The organism is Isoptericola sp. b515, from assembly GCF_030588125.1.
GTDB classification, from domain to species: Bacteria; Actinomycetota; Actinomycetes; order Actinomycetales; family Cellulomonadaceae; genus Isoptericola; species Isoptericola sediminis.
On the sequence record NZ_JAUQYR010000001.1, the window covers coordinates 457,248 to 475,860 of the forward strand.

The following is an 18,613-nucleotide window of genomic DNA, read 5'->3' on the forward strand; positions in this document are numbered from 1 at the left end:
ATGTCTCCTGTTCCGGCGCGGCTGTGCGTCGCGTCACAGTGAACCATACTTACTTACTTGTTAGTAAGTGGATTGGATCACAGTATGGTGACGTCATGAGCCAGGCCACACCTCCCCGGTCCCGCCGCGTCCCCCGTGCCGAGCGGCGCGAGGAGATCCTGGCGGCCGCCGCCCGCGTGTTCGGCTCCAAGGGGTACCGCGCCGGCTCGCTCGCCGAGGTCGCGGAGCAGGTCGGCATCACGCACGCCGGGGTGCTGCACCACTTCGGGAGCAAGGACCGGCTGCTGTGGGAGGTGCTCGAGTACCGCGACCGCGTCGACGTCGAGCACCTGGAGGGCCAGCACATCCCCGGCGGGATCGAGCTGTTCCGGCACCTGGTCACCACGGCCCGTCGCAACGCCGACCGCCGCGGCATCGTGCAGGCCTACACGGTCCTGACCGGCGAGGCCGTCACCGACGGGCACCCGGCCGCGGACCGGGCACGGACCCGCTTCGGGGTGCTGCGCGAGGACATCGCGTCGGCGCTGCGCACCGTCGCGGACGAGCGCGGCATCGACCTCGCGGAGCAGGACGCCGTCCGGGCGGCCAGCGCCGTCATCGGGGTGATGGACGGACTGCAGACCCAGTGGCTGCTCGACCCGGAGGTCGTCGACCTGGCCGAGTCGACCGCGTTCGCGATCGAGGCGATCCTCCGGGCCGTGCTGCCCGGGGTCGAACCGCTGCCGGACTCCCCCGGGACGCCCGGGGCACCGTGACGGACGCGCGCGTCAGGCCGGGCGTGGCGCGTACATGATCACCGCGACGCCGACCAGGCAGACGAGGGCGCCGATCACGTCCCAGCGGTCCGGGCGGAACCCGTCGACCGCCATCCCCCAGACCAACGACCCGGCGACGAACACCCCGCCGTAGGCGGCCAGGATGCGGCCGAAGTGGGCGTCCGGCTGCAGCGTCGCGAAGAACCCGTACAGGCCGAGCGCGATCACCCCCGCACCGATCCAGAGCCAGCCCCGATGCTCGCGGACGCCCTGCCACACCAACCAGGCGCCGCCGATCTCGAACAGGGCGGCGGCCACGAACAGGACGACGGATCTCAGCACGGTCATGATCCAGTCTCCCGCCGTCGGCGGCCGAGGGCGCGAGCTCTCAGCGGCCGAAGACCTGGGTCCACCACGGGCCGCCCTGGCCGGGTTCCTTCCCGAGGCCGTGACGCGTGTGCGAGCACTCGAGGATGTTCGCCCGGTGGCCGGGGCTGTCCATCCAGGCCTGCACGACCGCCGCCGCGTCCGGCTGACCGACGGCGATGTTCTCGGCCGCCAGCCCGCTCACGCCCGCGGCGTCCGCCCGGTCCCAGGGGGTCAGACCGTCGGGGTCGGTGTGGTCGAAGTAGTCGCGCACGCGCATGTCCTGCGAGTGCGCCGTCGCGAGCGCGTCGAGCTCGGGGTCCTGCCGGAGCGGTCCGCACCCGGCGTCCGCCCGCTCCGCGTTGACGAGCTCGAGCACCGCGGCGGCCGCGGCGCCTGCCGGGCCCTCACCGTCCGCGTGACCGGAGCCCTCGCCCCCCGGCTTCTCCGAGGCCGCCCGGGGGTCGGGTGTCGGCGACGGGGCGGGCTGCACCCGCACCGCGGGGGCGACCTCTTCCGTCGAGCGTTCGCCGTCCACGACGATCGCCGGCCCGAGGTTCGCGGCGACGTCCGGGGACGGCCCCGGATCCCCCGGCCCTGCGGCGTCCGTCACGCCGGGGGGACCCACGGGGCGGACGAACGACGGCCCGGCCGGCGCCGCCGCGGTCGATCCCGCGGGATCCGCTCGTTCCGGACCCGACCGGAGCGCGTCAGGGGCGACCCCGGCCAGGACGGCCAGCAGGCCCAGGCCGATGACGAACGGGACACCGAGCCGAACGGGCGAACGCCACGAGGGCACGGCATGTCGAGGGCTCATCACCGCCGCACGCTACCGGTCGCCAGGGCCGATGCCCAGGGTCGATGCAGCTCAGCGCTGCGCGAGATGCCGCTCGTAGGCCGGGGTGCGCCGGACGGCCTGGCGGTGGGCCTCGTGCGCGGCCGCACGCACGGCCTCGACGTCGAACCGCTTCTCGGCGTCGCGACGCCAGCCGACGTACTGGGTCCAGGCGAGAGGCTCGCCCTCGAGGGCCACGGGCGTCACCCCCGGCTGGTCGAGCAGCAGCGGCTGCACCAGCGCGACGGCGTGGTTGTCCCGCACCTGCTCGATGGCCGAGGCGCGCTCGGTCTCGCTGACCTCACGCGGGGTGAAGCCGGACCGGACGCACGCCGCCACGAAGCACCGCTCGAAGCACCCCTCCCCCGGTGCCGAGAGCCAGTACTCCTCCGCCAGCTCGCCGAGCGGGACGACCTCGTCGTCGGCCAGCCGGTGCGCGTCGGAGAGCAGCACGAACACCGGGTCGGTGAACAGCCGGGTCCACACCACGTCGCCGTCGGTGGGCAGCACCTCGTTCTCGCAGGCGCCGACGAGCGCCAGGTCGAGGTCACCGGCCGCGAGCCGCCGGGTCGCCTCCTGCGCCGACCACGCCGTGAACGACGTCAGCGCGATGCCGGTCAGGTCGGCGCGCAACCGGTTGAGGAAGATCCCGCCCAGCACCGTGGCGACGGTCCCCACCCGGAGCGCGGTCACGACGTCGGTCCGGCCGCTGACGTGGCGGCGCACGTCCTCGCCGAACGCGTCCATGGCCGGCAGGAGCACGCGGGCGTGCCGGAGGACGAGATCGCCCAGCGGGGTGGGCCGGGCACCGCGGCGGTCCCGGACGAACACGGAGCCGCCGAGGGCGTCGTCGATCCGGTTGAGCTGCGCGGTCAGGGCAGGTTGCGCCATCCCCAGCGCGGCGGCCGCGCGGGTCACGCTGCCGTGCTCCGCGACGGCGGTCACGAGCCGGAGGTGGCGGAGGTCGATCTCCATACCGGGATGGTATACCGGGCATCCTGTCGGGGGGATGGATCTGCGGAGTGTGCCTGGTCACCAGGCGGACGCAGCCGCGGGCGACATAGGCTCCTGGGGCAATGGTGCCGCACGACGGCAGGAGGAGTCATCATGGCGGAGCGCGTGACGTTCGCGAGCAGCACCGGACCGATGCTGGCCGGCATCATCGACGAGCCGGAGGGGGAGGTGCGCGGCTGGGGCGTGTTCGTCCACGGCTTCACGCTCGGCAAGGACTCCCCGGCGGCAGCGCGCATCTCCAAGCAGCTCGCGGCCGAGGGCATCGGCATGCTGCGGTTCGACAACCTCGGTCTCGGCGACTCCGAGGGTGACTGGGGCGACGGCTCCTTCACGATCAAGGTCGCCGACGTCGTGCGCGCCGCCGAGTTCATGGCCGACCGGGGCACCCCGGTCGAGCTGCTCGTGGGCCACTCCTGGGGTGGCGCCGCCGCGATCGCCGCCGCGCCCGAGATCCCCGGCGTCCGGGCGGTGGCCTCCGTGTGCGCACCCTTCGACCCCAGCCACGCCGAGAACCACTACGACGACCTGGTCGACCAGGTGCTGGAGGAGGGCAACGCCGTCTGGCAGGTCGGCGGCAAGCGGCTCAACCTCAAGCGCGGCATGGTCGAGGACGTCCGGGACGCCGACCTGGAGCACCGCATCTCCGAGCTCGACACCCCGCTGATGATCATGCACTCGCCCACCGACCAGGTCGTGGGCATCGAGAACGCGAGCAAGATCTTCGCCGCGGCCCGCCACCCGCGCAGCTTCGTCTCCCTCGAGGGGTCCGACCACCTGCTCACGCGACCCGGTCAGGCGCAGCGCGCCGCCCGGATCATCAGCGCCTGGGCGAACCAGTACCTCCGCGAGGACTGACCACCGGACCGGTGCGGGGCGGGCCGGACGGTGCCACAGTTGTCCTTCGTGCAGTCACGCATCCTGCGGCTCCTGGCCGACCGCCGCCGTTCCCCCGAGGTCTCCCCGGCGAGCCTGCGCCGACGGCCCGCGCGAGTGGTCGCCGCCGGCTTCCTCGGCGCCATCGCCGCCGGCACCCTCCTGCTGAGCCTGCCCGTCGCCGCGACGGGGCGGACCGCCTCGGTCGTCGAGGCGTTCTTCACCGCGACCTCGGCCGCCTGCGTGACGGGGCTCGTCGTCGTCGACACCGAGACCTTCTGGTCGCCGTTCGGGCAGGCCGTCATCCTCGTCCTCATCCAGATCGGCGGCTTCGGCGTGATGACGGTGGCCAGCCTGCTCGGGCTGCTGCTGTCCCGGCGCATGGGGCTGCGCACCCGGCTCGTGGCCGCGGAGTCGACCCACACCATCGGGCTCGGCGAGGTCCGCCGCGTGATGATCGGCGCGCTGCAGTTCACCGTGATCGCCGAGGTGCTCGTGGCGACGGTCATCACGCTCCGGCTGCGCATCGGCTACGGCGAGTCCGTCGCCCACGCCACCTGGTCCGGCCTGTTCCACTCCGTGTCGGCCTTCAACAACGCCGGGTTCTCGCTGTACGGCGACTCGCTGATGCGGTTCGTCACGGACCCCTGGGTCTGCCTGCCGATCAGCGCGGCGGTGATCATCGGCGGCATCGGGTTCCCGGTGCTCGTCGAGCTCACCCGGCGCACCACCTCCGGCGACCGCCCCGTGCTGCTGCTGCGCCGCCCCGGGCGCTGGAGCGTGCACACCCGCCTGACGCTCCTCATGACCGCCGTGCTGCTGGCCGTCGCCACCCTGTTCTTCCTGGCCGTCGAGTGGGCCAACCCGCGCACGTTCGGCCCGCTGGACGTCCCCGGCAAGATGCTGGCCGCCTTCACCCAGGCCGTCATGCCGCGCACGGCGGGGTTCAACAGCATCGACACCGAAGGCCTGAACCACGGGTCGTGGTTCTTCACCGACATCCTGATGTTCATCGGGGGCGGCAGCGGCGGCACCGCCGGCGGGGTGAAGGTCGGCACGCTGGCGGTGCTGGCCGTCGTCCTGTGGGCCGAGCTGCGCGGCGACCCCGACGTGACCGCCTTCGACCGGCGGCTCGCCCCCTTCACCCAGCGGCAGGCCGGGACCGTCGCGCTCGTCGCGATGGCCGCCGTCGTCGTCACGACCCTCGCCATCACCGTCACGGTGCCGCCGGAGGTGGTCCCGCTGGACCGCGTGCTGTTCGAGGTCGTCTCGGCGCTGAGCACCACCGGTCTGTCCACCGGCATCACCGGCGACCTGGAGCCGTGGCACCAGTGCCTGCTGGCCCTGCTGATGTTCCTGGGACGCCTCGGCCCCATCACGCTGGGCACCGGGCTCGCGCTGCGCGAGCGCCGACGGCTCTACCGGCGGCCCGAGTCCGCCGTCGTCATCGGCTGACCGGCCGTCGCGGCGGATCAGCCGGCGGGGGCCGGGGCCAGGAACCCGTCGCGCACGAGGTCGCGCACGACGGGCAGCAGCTCGGCGGCGAGGTCGTCCGCCGGCACCTCGAGCAGGGCGCCGAGCGCGCCCAGGATCTGGCCGACGGTCAGCTCGCCGTCGCAGACACCGACGAAGGCCGCCAGGCCGGTGGACGCCTGGACACCGCGGCCCAGCCCGTCGCCCTGGCGCACGATCACCACGTTCGGGTCGCTCGCGCCCGGGGTGAGGTACCGCTCCTCGGTGACGTCGCCGGCCACGACGAGCCGCTCGGTGGCCAGCTCGGCGTCCGAGCGCACCGCCAGCCAGTCGTGCGCGGCCAACGACGCCGCGACGTGCCCGCCCAGCGGCTGCCGCAGCGCACCGTGGTGCTCCTCCAGGCGCCGCAACGTCGGGCGGTCGTCGGCGGCGGGCCGCCGGAGCGTGACGAGGCCGAAGCCGACGCCCTCTACGTCCCGGGAGGCGAAGTCGTCGAGCCAGGCACCGTAGGCCGCGGCCCAGGCCTCGGGCTCCCGGTCCGGCGTCGTGCCGCCGTCGCGGATCCAGGTCTCGGCGTACTCGGCGGGGTCGAGCAGCTCCCGCTCGATCACCCAGCCGTCCAGACCGGACGCGTCGAGCCAGGCCCCGACCCGGTCGGTCCAGTGCTCGCCGCGACGGCGCTCCCAGTTGACGAGCATCTGGGCCACACCGCCCGGGGACAGCACCTCGCCGACGCCGGTGATCAGGTCGCGCACGAGGTCGTCGCCGGCCCGACCGCCGTCGCGGTACTCGAAGGCGCCCAACGTCTCGGAGACGACGGCACCCGCCGCGCCCGCGTGCGGGGTGATGACGAACGGCGGGTTGGACACCACCAGGTCGAAGCGGTCGTCCCGCACCGGGTCCAGCATCGAGCCGGCCCGCAGGTCGAGGTCGGCCCCGGGGGCGTTCAGCGCCGCGTTGAAACGCGTGAAACCCAGAGCGCGCTGCGAGACGTCGGTGGCCACCACCGCCTCGGCGTGCCGGGCCGCGTGCAGCGCCTGGATGCCGCACCCCGTCCCGAGGTCGAGCACGCGCGAGACCGGGGTGCGGACCGTCACCTGGGCGAGCGTCGTCGACGCCCCGCCCGCACCGAGCACGTGGTCGGCGGCCAGCCGACGTCCGGTCGCGAGCTCGCCGAGGTCGCTGGCCAGCCACCACTGCACGGGACCGCCCGCGTCCGTGGCGGCATAGGGACGCAGATCGCAGAGGGCCCGGACCGCGTCCGCGACACCCGACCCCGCGGCCTCGACCAGACCCAGGGCCTGGGCGCCGGAGGTGCCGACGCCGGGCAGGGCCGCGTCGATCGCACCCCGCGTGACCTCCCGGCCGAGCAGGAACAGCCGGGCCAGCGCCGCCCGCGGGTCTGCCGCGTGCCGGGCGAGGACACGGTCCGCGGGGACGGTCTGCTCGCGGTGCAGCGCCGCGGCGGCCAGCGGGCCGAGCAGGTCCTCGACCCCGTCGACGGTGTAGTCCACCCGCTCCAGCGCCGACCGCAGCGCGGCCGGGTCGCCGGACGCCGACGGAACCGTCACCCGCGGCACCCGCCGTCGAGGTACTGGGTCACCTGGTCGTGGGCGACGGCCGCTCGGGCGGTGTCGGCCTCCGAGAAGGTCAGCGTCATCACGGAGGCGACCTCGTCGGCGTCGTCGGTGTCGACGTCGGCGAGCGCGCCGACGGCGCTGTCCAGGTAGCTGGTCATCCCCGGCCAGCCCTCGACGTCGGGCGCCTCGACCGACGAGATCGCCCGGTAGGCCTCCCGGAAGCCGGACACCAGCGCCCGGGGGTGCTGCTCGTCGATGCCGGCCAGGGCGCGGTTGGTGTCCGCCCAGACCTGCTGCAGCTCCAGGCACTCCTCGTCCACCGACGGGGAGGGCGCGGGGGACTCGTCGTCGCCGTCGTCGTCGCCGTTGCTCATCACGAGGTCGGAACCGATCGAGATGGCGGGCATGGGCTCGGCCGACGCCGACCCGTCCGACTCCTCGCCGCCGCTGCAGGCACCGGCGGCCAGCACGGTCGCGAGCGTCGCCGCGGCGGTGGCGGCGGCTCGGCGGGAACGTCGACGGATGGTCAGCATCGACCCATGGTGACCCACGCCCGGGGCCGTGCGGAAATCGGGCGCGCCGCGCGTGGGCGCCGCGCGCGCGATCTTCCGGGCGTTCCCGGCAAGCCGGGCCGGACCCGGCGGACGACGATCAGACGGTGGCTTTGCCCGTCCGGGACCTCACCCGTCCGTCGCCCCGCAGTCGGAGGCGAGATGCTTCGTGACCCGCTCCGACGCCGCCGCCATGGCGGCCGTGTCCAGCTCGGCCATCGCGCCCGCGACGGCCGCCTCGACCTCGGAGGCCTCCGCCTCCTCCGCGGCGTCCGCCACGACGGTCACGTAGGTGGCGACGGTGGACCAGTCGGCGGCCACCTCGGCGGGAGGCGTCAGGCCCGTGAGAGCGTTGCGTGCCGCGACGAAGCCGGTGCGCAGCGACTTCGGCGACTCGAGGTCCATCTGCACCTGGGCGGCGGCGGCACGCGACCACGCGACCTGGGCCGCCGCGCAGGTCTCGGGCGCGGTGGTCAGCAAGGTGGCGTTCGCCTCGGATCCTCCGCCCGGCCCGCTGACGGCGTCGAACCCGGCACCCGCGCCCACGCCGGCGATCAGCGCGGCGGCGGTGACGACGAGCAGGGAGCTGCGTCGGGCGAACCGGCCGCCGGGACGGCTCCTGGCCAGCACGACCCCGCGTCGGCTCATCCCGGCGGCACGATGGGCCACCTTGTCCGCGGCGTCGCGACCGGCGTCGGCGGCCCGCTGCCGGCGGCCCCCGGACCCCTGAGCGGCCGCGTCGTCGCGCTTGCCGCGACCCCCGGCCCCGCCACGCTTCCCGCGCCGCGTGCCCTTCTCCCCTCCCGGGGAGGACGACTGCGGCCCCGCTGCGGAGCGGCCACCCAGCACGTCGTCGAGGGCCGGCACGTCGGTGCCGACGGTCGCAGAGGCCCAGGGCGGGGCCACCGGGACCTCCGGGCCGCCGTGCTGCCCCGCGTCGTCCCCGTCCGGATCGGGGACGTCGTGGTGCACGTCGGTCGGCCTCATGTCGGCGAACAGTACCGGGTGACCCCCGGGCACCGAGATCGAGTTGCCCGATCCTTGCCTTGGTGACCTTGACCTGGGACCCGGTTGACCGCCAGATTGTGCGAGTGACATCGACGACGACGGGCATGTGGGTAGCACCCGAGAAGGATCCGCGCGCCACCGGTATCGATCCGGTCGGCGAGAAGGAGACGCTCTGGGAGTACCTCTGCCGCTACCGGATGACCCTCGTGATGAAGTGCGAGGGTCTCGACGCCGACCAGCTGGCGCGGCGCAGCGTCTACCCCTCGTCGCTCTCCCTGCTCGGGCTCGTACGCCACCTGGCCAACGGGGAGCACCACTGGTTCTCCCGCGTGCTCGGCGGCTCGACGGCGGACGCCCCGTTCGAGCGGCCCGGCGTCGAGGACGTCGAGTTCGACGAGGCGGTCGGCACGCCGGAAGCCGTGGCGGAGGCCTGGGAGGCGTGGCACGCCGCGGTCGACGCGGCCGACGAGCTGATGATCGAGGAGGACCTCGACCGGGAGGTGCCGTTCGACGACGGCACCGTGGAGGTGCGCGACGTCGTGATCCACATGGTCGAGGAGTACGCGCGGCACATGGGTCACGCCGACCTGCTGCGCGAGTGCATCGACGGGCGCGTCGGGCTCTGACCTGCGAACACCGTCGTCACAGGCATGCAGCGCATGCCTGTCGTCCTCCCTCCGGGGAGATGCGGCTGCTGCGAGCGTCGTGTCAGGTCGCCGGCGGGTCGGCGGCGAGGATGCGGAGCGCGGCCTGACCGTCGTTCCGGCGTGTCTCGGGAAGGAGACGCCACTCACGGGCGCCGTCGGGGAGGGCTCGTGCCAGTGTCCGGATCCTTGAGCGATCGGACCCCGCGAACCGTTCGCGCTCGACGAAGGGGTCCTCGATGCAGGCGAGGAGGAGCGCCGCGTCCTGGAGATGTCGTCCCGTGTCCCGGGAGTCGGTGCGGTAGGCGGCGGCCTTGAGGATCGTGGCGCCGATCGCCGACGGGACGCTGATCGTCGTCGACCCCTCGGTGCCGATGGTGAGGCGGGCGTCGACCGTCCGCCTCAGTGCCTGCGTCCCGCCCTCGATCGCCACCATGTCTCGGCCCCGCAACGGCTCCACGACACGAGGTGGAGCATGGTCGGCGATCAGGACGTCGACGACGTCGTCGCCTGCCGTGAGGACGTCGACCGTGTCCTCGCTCCGCCGGAATCGGTGAGCCGTCGTGTTGCGCTCGTCGATGGATGTCACCAACCCGTAGCCGATCGACTCGAGGGCACGCGCTGTCTCCGCGACGACGCCAGGGGTGGTCTCGACATGCACGATGATGTCGACGTCGTTCGTCGGGCGCACGATGCCGATCCCCTGATGCACACCGTGGAGCTGGGCCATCAGACCGCCGACGAGTGTCCACCGGTCACCCGGCAGGACCGCGGCGAGCTCGGCGACGTTGCACCACGGTGGACCCCACCCACCGGGCGGGCTGGGGATGTCGAGCAGCGGACGATCAGGCACGGTACTCCCCCAACGCTCGCTCCAACGCGTCGCGCCCGGCACTGCGCTCCCGCACGTCGAGGGACTCCGCCAGGTCGACGGCGGCCAGCAGAGGACCTCGGTCGGCGAGCCGGCGGACCACGTCGAGCCTCATGGCCGTGGCCCGCAGCGTGACAAGTCCGTCGTCGTCCCGGGCAAGTCCGTACCGACCGACGAGGCCACCGAGAGCCGACTCCGCGACATAGCCGTCGACGGCATCGGAGGACGCCAGCCCGAGGCGCGACTCGGCCTCTCGCTTGTGCACCACCTCGTGCCGGAGGTGACGCAGGGCGCTGGAGTGCGCGGCGTACCGGAAGACCTGAGCTCTCCCCCGCGATCTCTCGATCAGCTCGTCCACGGAGATCTCGCGAAGACGCTTCGCCAACCGTGACCGCTGGCTCACGCCCAGCCAGTCCGGCTGGTCGCCCTCCAGCAGCGAGATCGCCGCCCATGCCGTGGAGCTCGACCACGCGCGCGTGTGCGAGTCGATGCGCACGGCCAGATGCCTCTCGACGGAGGTCGCATCGACGAGGCCGCGCGCGACCTTCCGCAGCTCGCCGCGCGTCGCCAGGTTCTGGACCTGCCGCACCGAGACGCCGAGCCTCTCAGCGGCCTCCGAGACCGCCATGAACCCGCCCATGACAGAAAGTTTCGCCTTCGCGAATATTTCTGTCAACGCTCGGGCGTCGGCGGCACCGGCGATTCCCGTCGGCCGGCCACGGGGTTCTGCTCGATGGTGGTCGCCGCCTTCGCGGGCGTCGACGCACCGAACGATGCGGTCGGGACGCCGGCACGTGTCACCGTCGGGCAGATGACCTCTGGGCTCCTCCGCCTCTGCGAGGTACCCGAGACGCCGACGCTGCCGGCCGCAGGACCGAAGCCTTGCGACCGGCAGCGTCGGCGCACGAATCGTCAGCGGGACGAGACCGGTGCCGGCTTCTCCTCGACGTCCGAGGTCTCCCCGTCGACGCGGGCTGCCCGCAGCCGCGACAGCACGACCGCACCCATGGCGATGGCGGCCGCCACGCAGGCGATGGCGATGCGCAGCGTGTGGTTCGCGTCCTCACCGGCCGACAGCATGACCACCGCCGGGGCGATGAGCAGCGACACGAGGTTCATCACCTTGATCAGCGGGTTGATCGCCGGTCCGGCGGTGTCCTTGAACGGGTCCCCGACGGTGTCACCGATGACGGTCGCGGCGTGCGCCTCGGACCCCTTGCCGCCGTAGGCACCGTCCTCGACGATCTTCTTCGCGTTGTCCCAGGCACCACCCGAGTTCGCCAGGAAGATCGCCATGAGCACGCCGGCGCCGATGGTGCCCGCGAGGAACCCGGCCAGCGGACCGACGCCGAGCCCGAACCCGACCGCGATCGGGGCGAACGCGGCCAGCAGGCCGGGGGTGGCCAGCTCACGCAGGGAGTCCTTCGTGCAGATGTCCACGACGCGGCCGTACTCGGGGCGCTCCTCGTAGGTCATGATGCCCGGGTGCTCGCGGAACTGGCGGCGCACCTCGTACACGATCGCACCGGCCGCCCGCGTCACCGCGTCGATGGCCAGCCCGGAGAACAGGAACACGGTGGCCGCACCGAGGATGACGCCCACGAGGGTCACCGGGGAGATGATCTCGTAGCTGAGCATCGAGGCCACGAGTCCGTCGGTGGCCACGACCACGCCGCCGAGCGCCGTCTCCACCGCGTCGGCGTACGAGCCGAACAGGGCCGTCGCGGCGAGCACGGCGGTCGCGATGGCGATGCCCTTGGTGATGGCCTTGGTGGTGTTGCCGACGGCGTCCAGGTCGGTCAGCGTCTGCGCACCCTGCTCGTCGACGTCGCCGGACATCTCGGCGATGCCCTGGGCGTTGTCGCTGACGGGCCCGAACGTGTCCATCGCGACGATGACCCCGACCGTGGTGAGCAGACCGCAGCCCGCGAGCGCCACGAGGAACAGCGACAACCAGATCGACCCGCCGGCCAGCAGGAACACGCCGCAGATCGCGGCGGCGATGATGCCGGCGGTGTACACCGCGGACTCGAAGCCGACGCCGATGCCGGACAGGATCACCGTGGCCGCCCCGGTGCGGGAGGTCGCGGCCACGTGCTCGGTCGGCTTGGAGTCCGTGCCGGTGAAGTACCCGGTGATCCACAGGATGATGCCGGCCAGGACGATGCCCACGAGCACGGCCAGCGAGGCGACCACGCGCGGGTCGGAGGTGACGCCGGCGAGGTCGGCCGTGCCGCCCATGCCCTCGAAGCTGTCCGGCAGGTAGACGAAGGCTGCGACGGCGGCCAGCGCCGCCCCGACCACCGCGGAGATGTAGAAGCCCCGGTTGATGGCAGTAAGCCCGGACTCGTCACCGCGGACGCGGGTGATGAGGACGCCCAGCAGGGCGACGAAGGCACCGATCGCTGTGACCACCAGCGGGAAGACGAGCCCCTGCTCCCCCATCACGGCCTTGCCGAGGATGAGCGCGGCCACCAGGGTCACGGCGTAGGACTCGAAGAGGTCGGCGGCCATGCCGGCGCAGTCGCCGACGTTGTCCCCCACGTTGTCGGCGATGGTCGCGGCGTTGCGCGGGTCGTCCTCCGGGATCCCCTGCTCGACCTTGCCGACCAGGTCCGCGCCGACGTCGGCCGCCTTCGTGAAGATGCCGCCGCCGACACGCATGAACATCGCCAGCAGCGCGGCGCCGAAGCCGAAGCCCTCGAGCACCGCGGGCGCGTCGCCCCGGTAGACGAGGACCACCCCCGCCGCACCGAGCAGGCCGAGCCCGACGACGGACATCCCGACGACGCCACCGGTGCGGAACGCGATCCGGGCGCCGAGCGCACGGCCCCCGGGCAGGGCGGCGGCCGCGGCGACGCGCACGTTGGCGCGCACCGCCAGCCACATGCCCAGGTAGCCGATCGCGGCGGAGAAGCCCGCGCCGACGAGGAACGCGACCGAACGGCCGATGCGCACCCCACCGTCGCCGGGCAGCAGGAACAGCAGCGCGAACACGACGACGGCGAAGATGGCCAGCGTGCGGAACTGCCGGTTCAGGTAGGCCGAGGCACCCTCCTGGACACCGCGCGCGATGTCCTGCATGGCGGCGGTCCCCTCGTCGGCCGCGAGGACCTGGCGGCGCAGCGTTCCTGCGCAGACCAGCGCTGCCAGGGCGATCACCGCGATGACTGCGACGATCGTCAGACTGTCGGACCCGAGTGTGAGCATCCGTCCTCCTCGACGTTCTGCCACGCCCCGCCCGGTCGCCGGTGACCGCACGGGAAGCCTGTGAGAGCCCGTCGTCGCCGTTGACGACGGGATGCGCGCGAGTCTACTCATCTGTGATGCCTGTCACGAAATGGTGGGTGACCGGGGCACCGTCCGGCCATAGGATCCGGCCACGACGTCAATGACGACTGATCGGAGCCACACGTGAACTCCCTTGTGCTGATGGTGGTGGGCCTCGCCATGGTCCTCGCCGGGTACTTCCTCTACTCGAAGTTCCTGGCCCGCCACATCTACCGCCTCGACGAGAACTTCCGGACGCCGTCCCACGAGATGCGGGACGGCGTCGACTACGTCCCGACGAACAAGTTCGTCCTGTGGGGCCACCACTTCACCTCGGTGGCCGGCGCGGCACCCATCGTCGGACCCGCGGTCGCGGTGATCTGGGGCTGGCTGCCCGCGTTCCTGTGGGTGACCCTCGGGACCGTGTTCTTCGCCGGGATGCACGACCTCGGCGCCCTGTGGGCCTCGGTCCGCAACAAGGGCCGCTCGATGGGGATGCTGTCCGGCCGCTACATCGGCTCGCGGGGGCGGGCGCTGTTCCTCGTGGTCATCTTCCTGCTGCTGCTCATGGTGATCGCCGCCTTCGCGACGGTCATCAAGAACCTGCTCATCTCCACGCCGACCTCGGTGATCCCGGTCTGGGGCGCCATCGCCGTGGCCGCGATCATCGGCCAGATGATCTACCGCTGGAAGATCAACCTGCCGGTCACCACCCTGATCGGCGTGACCGCCCTGTACGGGCTCATCCTGCTGGGCGACCGCTTCCCCGTCGTGCTGCCCGACTCCGTGCTGGGCATGTCCCCGGCGACGTTCTGGATCGTGGCGCTGTTCCTGTACGCCGGGATCGCCTCGCTGCTGCCCGTGTGGGTGCTGCTGCAGCCGCGCGACTACATCAACGGCGTCCAGCTGTTCATCGGCCTCGGCATCCTGTACCTGTCGGTGCTGCTCGCCAGCCCCGCCGTCGTCGCCCCCGCCGTCAACCAGAACGTGCCCGAGGGCACGCCGAGCATGGTGCCGCTGCTGTTCGTGACGATCGCCTGCGGCGCCATCTCCGGGTTCCACGGCATGGTCGCCTCCGGCACCTCCGCCAAGCAGCTGGACAAGGAGACCGACGCCCGGTTCGTCGGCTACTTCGGCGCCGTCGGCGAGGGCCTGCTGGCGCTCGGTGCGATCATCGCCGCCACCGCCGGGTTCCGGACGCTGGCCGACTGGGAGGCCGTCTACTCGGCGTTCAACGAGGGCGGCGTCTCCGCGTTCATCGACGGCGGCGCGTCGATCGTCAACACCGGCCTGGGCATCCCCGTGTCGCTGTCGGCGACCATCCTGGCCACGATGGCGGTGCTGTTCGCCGCGACGACCATGGACACCGGCGTGCGGCTGCAGCGCTTCGTGGTCCAGGAGGCCGGCGAGGTCATGGGTGTGACGGTCCGCAAGGGCCTGGCCACGATCGTCGTGCTCGTCGTCGCGGTCGGTCTGACCTTCAGCGCGGGCGGCGACGGCGCGGGCGGCCTGCTCATCTGGCCGCTGTTCGGCACGACCAACCAGCTGCTGGCCTCCCTGACGCTGTCGATCGTGGCCGTGATGCTGCTGCGCCGGAAGCGCAACCCCGTGGTCGTGCTGGTCCCGCTCGTGTTCGTCCTGGCGATGAGCGTGTACGCGCTGATCGTGCAGCTCGGCACGTTCTACGCCGACCAGAACTGCTTCCTGCTCGGGCTCGACGTGGTGATCCTCGTGGCCTCGGCCTGGGTCGCCGTCGAGGCCACGGGTGCGATGATCGCCGCCCGCCGCGGCGAGTTCGACCCGGAGACCGACGAACCGGTGGCCGCCGGGCAGTCCGCCGGGACCACCGCCACCACGCGGGAGTCCTGACGTGGCCGGCACCCTGAGCGCCCTGTCCGCCGGGCTGCGGGAGTTCTACGAGGCGCCCTACCGGCGCACCCTCTCCCGTGCCCGGCGCGACGAGGACGACCTGTTCACGATCGTCGTCCTCGCCGAGGCGCTCGGGGTGCCGAACCCCGCCACGTACTACACCGTCGAGCTGCTGCCGCTGCTGGCCGACCGCGTGCACGAGTGGCACACGCGGCTCGGCATGGACCGTTCCCCGCTGGAGGGAGTCTCGTGCTGCTAGACCTCGCCGCCCGGCGGCAGGTGCTCTTCCTCGGCGGCAAGGGCGGCGTCGGCAAGACCTCCGTCGCCTCCGCCGTCGCCCTGCACCAGGCGCGCCAGGGCCGACGGGTCCTCGTCGTCTCCACCGACCCGGCGCACAACCTCGGCCACCTCTGGATCCGCGAGGTGGGCGACGAGGTCGTGCGGCTCGCCGAAGGGTCCGATGGGCACCTCGACGGCGTGGAGGTCGACCCCGAGCGGACGACGGCGGCGCACCTGTCGGCCGTGCGCACCACCCTCCGGCGGCTGGTGCCCGAGCACCTCGGAGGCGAGGTGGACCGCCACCTCGACCTCGCCCGCGACGCCCCCGGGATGCACGAGGCGGCGGTGCTCGAACGCGTCGCCGACCTCGTGGAACAGGGGACGCAGGAGTACGACCTCGTCGTCTTCGACACCGCGCCGTCGGGGCACACCACCCGGCTGCTGTCGCTGCCGGAGACGATGGGCGCGTGGACCGACGGGCTGCTGCGACGCCGCGAGCGCTCCGAGCGCTTCGGCGCAGCGGCCCAGATGCTGGGCGGGCGCGCCGAGCAGGCCGCCCGGCGGGACGCCGAGATCCGGGCGGTGCTCACCCGTCGCCAGGAACGGTTCGCGCTGCTGCGCGAGGTGCTCACCGACCCCGCCCGGTGCGCGTTCGTCGTCGTGCTCGCGGCCGAGCGGCTGCCCGTGCTGGAGTCGGTCGAGCTGGTCGGCACCCTGGAGGGCATCGGCGTGCCCGTCGGCGGACTGGTGGTGAACAAGCGCTCCCCGGCCGACGCCGGGGACCTGCTGGCCGCCCGCCGGGTCGGCGAGGAGGCGCACCTGGCCACGCTGGGTGAGCACCTGGGACACCTGCCGCGCGACGAGGTGCCGCTGCTGGGCGACGACCTGGTCGGCGCGAGCGCGCTGACCACCCTCGCCGGCCACCTCTGATCCGGCCATCCGCCACCGTGGCAGGATGCGGACCATGCAGGACACCACTCGCACCGTCCCCGACGCCGCCCGCGTACACGCCGAGGACCTCGGCCGGTTCGTCAGCGCGTCCCCGTCCTCGTACCACGCGGCCGCCGAGACGGCCCGCCGCGCGCAGGAGGCCGGGTTCACCCGCCTGACCGAGACCGACGTCTGGGAGGTCACGCCCGGCGGCCGCTACGTCGTCGTCCGGGACGGGTCCGCGATCGCGTTCGTCGTCCCGCCGACGGCGGGCCCGACGACGCCGTTCAGCATCCTCGGCACGCACACCGACTCCCCCGGGTTCAAGCTCAAGCCGAAGCCGACCACGGGTCGCGGCGGCTGGGTGCAGGCCGGTGTCGAGGTGTACGGCGGCCCGCTGCTGAACTCGTGGCTGGACCGCGAGCTCGAGCTGGCAGGACGCGTCGTGACCCGCGACGGCGCCGAGCACCTGGTGCGCACCGGGCCGTTCGCGCGCATCCCGCAGCTCGCGATCCACCTGGACCGCAGCGTCAACGACGGCCTCACCCTGGACAAGCAGCGCCACACCCAGCCCGTGCTGGGGCTGGGCGAGGTCAGCGAGCACGACGTCCTCGGCGAGCTCGCCGCCCGCGTCGCGGGCGGCGCCGTGGACCCGGCCGACGTCCTCGGGTACGACGTGGTCGTCGCCGACACCCAGGAGCCGCGGGCGTTCGGGGCCCGCGGCGACCTGTGGGCTTCCGGTCGCCTGGACAACCTGCTCTCGACGCACTCCGCCCTGACCGCCCTGCTCGCGGCGGAGCCGGACGCCCTCACCGGGGTGGCCGTCGTCGCCGCCTTCGACCACGAGGAGATCGGCTCGGAGTCCCGCTCCGGCGCGGCCGGCCCCTTCCTCGCCGACGTGCTGGACCGCGTGTCCCGGTCGCTCGGTGCGAGCGGCGAGGACCGCCACCGTGCGCTCGCGGCGTCGCTGTGCATCTCCTCCGACGTCGGTCACGCCGTGCACCCCAACTACCCCGAGCGGCACGACCCGGCGAACCAGCCGGTCGCCGGCGGCGGCCCGATCCTGAAGATCAACGCCAACCAGCGCTACACGACCGACGCCCACGGGGCCGCGACCTGGCAGGCCGCGTGCGACGCGGCCGAGGTGCCGACCCAGGAGTTCGTGTCCAACAACACGATCCCGTGCGGCTCGACCATCGGCCCCATCACGGCGACGCGCCTCGGGATCCGGGTCGTCGACGTCGGCGTGCCGATCCTGTCGATGCACTCGGCCCGCGAGCTGACCGCCGTCGTCGACCCCTGGTACCTGATGCGGGCGATGGGCGCGGTGCTGGTGCGCTGACCCGGCCCGGGCGGGTGGCTCAGCGCAGCCCGAGCTTGCTCGTGCAGTGCGGCCACTGCCCCCAGCCGGCGCGCCGCTGGAGGATCTGCGCGCGCTTCGTCTGCTCCTGCGCGCCGTGGTAGTGCGGCAGTCCCGAGCCGCCGACGGCGCGCCAGGTGCTGGACGAGAACTGGTACATCCCGTAGTACCCGTTGCCGGTGTTCAGGCGCACCCGGCCCCCGGACTCGCACTGCGCGAGCTCGCCCCACACGTCGCGCTTCGTGAAGCGTCCCTCGCGCACCCAGCCGGTGCGCCCGCCGGGCAGCTTCACCTTGATCCGGTCCACGTCGCGCTGCGTCGTGCGGGCGCGCTTGACGACCCGGGTCCCGAGGTCGGCATAGGTGATCGTGCGCGACGTCGTGCGGATGTCCTTCGTGACGCGCAAGCGCTTGGTCGTGTAGGTCCGGCCGATGATGTCGCGCAGCGGGACGGACGTGACCCGCTTCTTGCCGACCCAGCCGACCCGGCCGTCGGGGAGGCGGACCTTGAGCCGCTTCGGGTACCGGTCGAGCACGACGAGCCGGGTGCCGTCGTCGGGGCGCGCGATCGTCCGGCTGCTCGGGCTGCGCTTCACCGTCGTGCGGGCACGGTCGGCCTTGACCCAGCGGTACGTCGTCGTGGTGGCGGTCGGCACGGGGCCGACGGCGGCGGGCGCCGCGGTGGCGGTGGACGGCGCCGCGGCGGCCGAGGCGGCCGTCGCCGGGAGGCCGGCGACGGGGACGAGGGCGACTGCGGTCGCCGCGGCCACGGTCGCGCCGAGCCGCCGAAGGGGTGTGGTCATGGCGACCAGGAAACGATGATCACGATCTGATAACAGCCCCGCGCCGTGTTCCTTCACACAACCCTCGCCGCCACTACGCACCCGTGCTCGGGCGAACCGGACGCCTCCGCACAGACCGACCAGGCCGCGGGTG

Annotated in this window: 18 protein-coding genes; 8 read left to right on the forward strand and 10 right to left on the reverse strand. The window is 73.1% G+C overall.

Annotated features, from left to right (window positions below; all coding sequences use genetic code 11):
* The first annotated feature begins 95 nt into the window (after positions 1-95).
* Complete coding sequence (locus Q6350_RS02125) at positions 96-755, forward strand: TetR/AcrR family transcriptional regulator (protein WP_305064926.1); 660 nt, start codon at positions 96-98, stop codon at positions 753-755.
* Between the two features lie 12 nt (positions 756-767).
* On the opposite strand, the gene Q6350_RS02130 is transcribed toward Q6350_RS02125, so the two are convergent.
* The 3 genes from Q6350_RS02130 to Q6350_RS02140 are packed head-to-tail and all read right to left on the reverse strand — an operon-like array spanning position 768 to position 2,931.
* On the reverse strand, positions 768-1,103 hold the full coding sequence (locus Q6350_RS02130; RefSeq protein ID WP_171246494.1) for a YnfA family protein: 336 nt from the start codon (positions 1,101-1,103) through the stop codon (positions 768-770).
* Positions 1,104-1,143: 40 nt separating this feature from the next.
* On the reverse strand, positions 1,144-1,938 hold the full coding sequence (locus tag Q6350_RS02135; RefSeq protein WP_304602655.1) for a CAP domain-containing protein: 795 nt from the start codon (positions 1,936-1,938) through the stop codon (positions 1,144-1,146).
* 51 nt (positions 1,939-1,989) lie between these two features.
* Positions 1,990-2,931: a LysR family transcriptional regulator gene (locus Q6350_RS02140; RefSeq protein ID WP_305064929.1), complete on the reverse strand. Its 942-nt coding sequence runs from the start codon at positions 2,929-2,931 to the stop codon at positions 1,990-1,992.
* A gap of 132 nt (positions 2,932-3,063) precedes the next feature.
* On the opposite strand from Q6350_RS02140, the gene Q6350_RS02145 reads away from it, so the two are divergent.
* Together Q6350_RS02145 and Q6350_RS02150 are read left to right on the forward strand one after the other, a co-directional pair.
* Positions 3,064-3,825, forward strand: coding sequence for a S9 family peptidase (locus Q6350_RS02145; RefSeq protein WP_304602657.1), 762 nt, complete (start codon positions 3,064-3,066; stop codon positions 3,823-3,825).
* Positions 3,826-3,873: 48 nt separating this feature from the next.
* Positions 3,874-5,298, forward strand: coding sequence for a TrkH family potassium uptake protein (locus Q6350_RS02150; RefSeq protein WP_304606689.1), 1,425 nt, complete (start codon positions 3,874-3,876; stop codon positions 5,296-5,298).
* A gap of 17 nt (positions 5,299-5,315) precedes the next feature.
* Here Q6350_RS02150 and Q6350_RS02155 read toward each other — a convergent pair whose 3' ends face one another.
* The 3 genes from Q6350_RS02155 to Q6350_RS02165 all read right to left on the reverse strand — a co-directional run bounded on the left by Q6350_RS02155 (position 5,316) and on the right by Q6350_RS02165 (position 8,434).
* Positions 5,316-6,887, reverse strand: a complete 1,572-nt coding sequence (locus Q6350_RS02155; protein ID WP_305064931.1) for a methyltransferase — start codon at positions 6,885-6,887, stop codon at positions 5,316-5,318.
* Positions 6,884-7,429: a hypothetical protein gene (locus tag Q6350_RS02160; RefSeq protein WP_305064933.1), complete on the reverse strand. Its 546-nt coding sequence runs from the start codon at positions 7,427-7,429 to the stop codon at positions 6,884-6,886. Before Q6350_RS02160 ends, Q6350_RS02155 begins: the two co-directional genes overlap by 4 nt.
* Before the next feature lie 147 nt (positions 7,430-7,576).
* The gene (locus tag Q6350_RS02165) at positions 7,577-8,434 is read right to left on the reverse strand and encodes a hypothetical protein (protein WP_304606686.1); all 858 of its coding nucleotides are present in this window, start codon (positions 8,432-8,434) and stop codon (positions 7,577-7,579) included.
* A 125-nt stretch (positions 8,435-8,559) separates the two neighbouring features.
* Here Q6350_RS02165 and Q6350_RS02170 point away from each other — a divergent pair, with 125 nt between their 5' ends.
* The gene (locus Q6350_RS02170) at positions 8,560-9,081 is read left to right on the forward strand and encodes a DinB family protein (RefSeq protein WP_171246501.1); all 522 of its coding nucleotides are present in this window, start codon (positions 8,560-8,562) and stop codon (positions 9,079-9,081) included.
* 82 nt (positions 9,082-9,163) lie between these two features.
* Here the strand turns inward: Q6350_RS02170 and Q6350_RS02175 are convergent, their stop codons facing one another.
* The 3 genes from Q6350_RS02175 to Q6350_RS02185 all read right to left on the reverse strand — a co-directional run bounded on the left by Q6350_RS02175 (position 9,164) and on the right by Q6350_RS02185 (position 13,180).
* Positions 9,164-9,952 carry a nucleotidyl transferase AbiEii/AbiGii toxin family protein gene (locus Q6350_RS02175; protein WP_305064936.1) on the reverse strand — a complete coding sequence of 263 codons (789 nt, stop codon included), beginning with the start codon at positions 9,950-9,952 and terminating at the stop codon, positions 9,164-9,166.
* The gene (locus tag Q6350_RS02180; protein ID WP_304602663.1) at positions 9,945-10,610 is read right to left on the reverse strand and encodes a hypothetical protein; all 666 of its coding nucleotides are present in this window, start codon (positions 10,608-10,610) and stop codon (positions 9,945-9,947) included. Before Q6350_RS02180 ends, Q6350_RS02175 begins: the two co-directional genes overlap by 8 nt.
* A 272-nt stretch (positions 10,611-10,882) precedes the next feature.
* Entirely contained in the window at positions 10,883-13,180 is a 2,298-nt protein-coding gene (locus Q6350_RS02185) for a sodium-translocating pyrophosphatase (protein ID WP_305064938.1), read from the reverse strand.
* Between the two features lie 204 nt (positions 13,181-13,384).
* Here Q6350_RS02185 and Q6350_RS02190 point away from each other — a divergent pair, with 204 nt between their 5' ends.
* From Q6350_RS02190 to Q6350_RS02205, 4 genes are read left to right on the forward strand one after another with little or no spacing between them, the layout of a single operon-like run.
* Entirely contained in the window at positions 13,385-15,109 is a 1,725-nt protein-coding gene (locus Q6350_RS02190; protein WP_305064940.1) for a carbon starvation protein A, read from the forward strand.
* 1 nt (position 15,110) lies between these two features.
* Positions 15,111-15,368, forward strand: a complete 258-nt coding sequence (locus Q6350_RS02195) for a cory-CC-star protein (protein ID WP_171246506.1) — start codon at positions 15,111-15,113, stop codon at positions 15,366-15,368.
* The gene (locus Q6350_RS02200; RefSeq protein ID WP_304602666.1) at positions 15,359-16,318 is read left to right on the forward strand and encodes an ArsA family ATPase; all 960 of its coding nucleotides are present in this window, start codon (positions 15,359-15,361) and stop codon (positions 16,316-16,318) included. The genes Q6350_RS02195 and Q6350_RS02200 overlap by 10 nt, the downstream gene beginning before the upstream one ends.
* 34 nt (positions 16,319-16,352) lie before the next feature.
* On the forward strand, positions 16,353-17,660 hold the full coding sequence (locus Q6350_RS02205) for a M18 family aminopeptidase (protein WP_304606683.1): 1,308 nt from the start codon (positions 16,353-16,355) through the stop codon (positions 17,658-17,660).
* Positions 17,661-17,679: 19 nt separating this feature from the next.
* Here Q6350_RS02205 and Q6350_RS02210 read toward each other — a convergent pair whose 3' ends face one another.
* Entirely contained in the window at positions 17,680-18,480 is an 801-nt protein-coding gene (locus Q6350_RS02210; RefSeq protein ID WP_305064943.1) for a transglycosylase family protein, read from the reverse strand.
* Positions 18,481-18,613 lie beyond the last annotated feature (133 nt).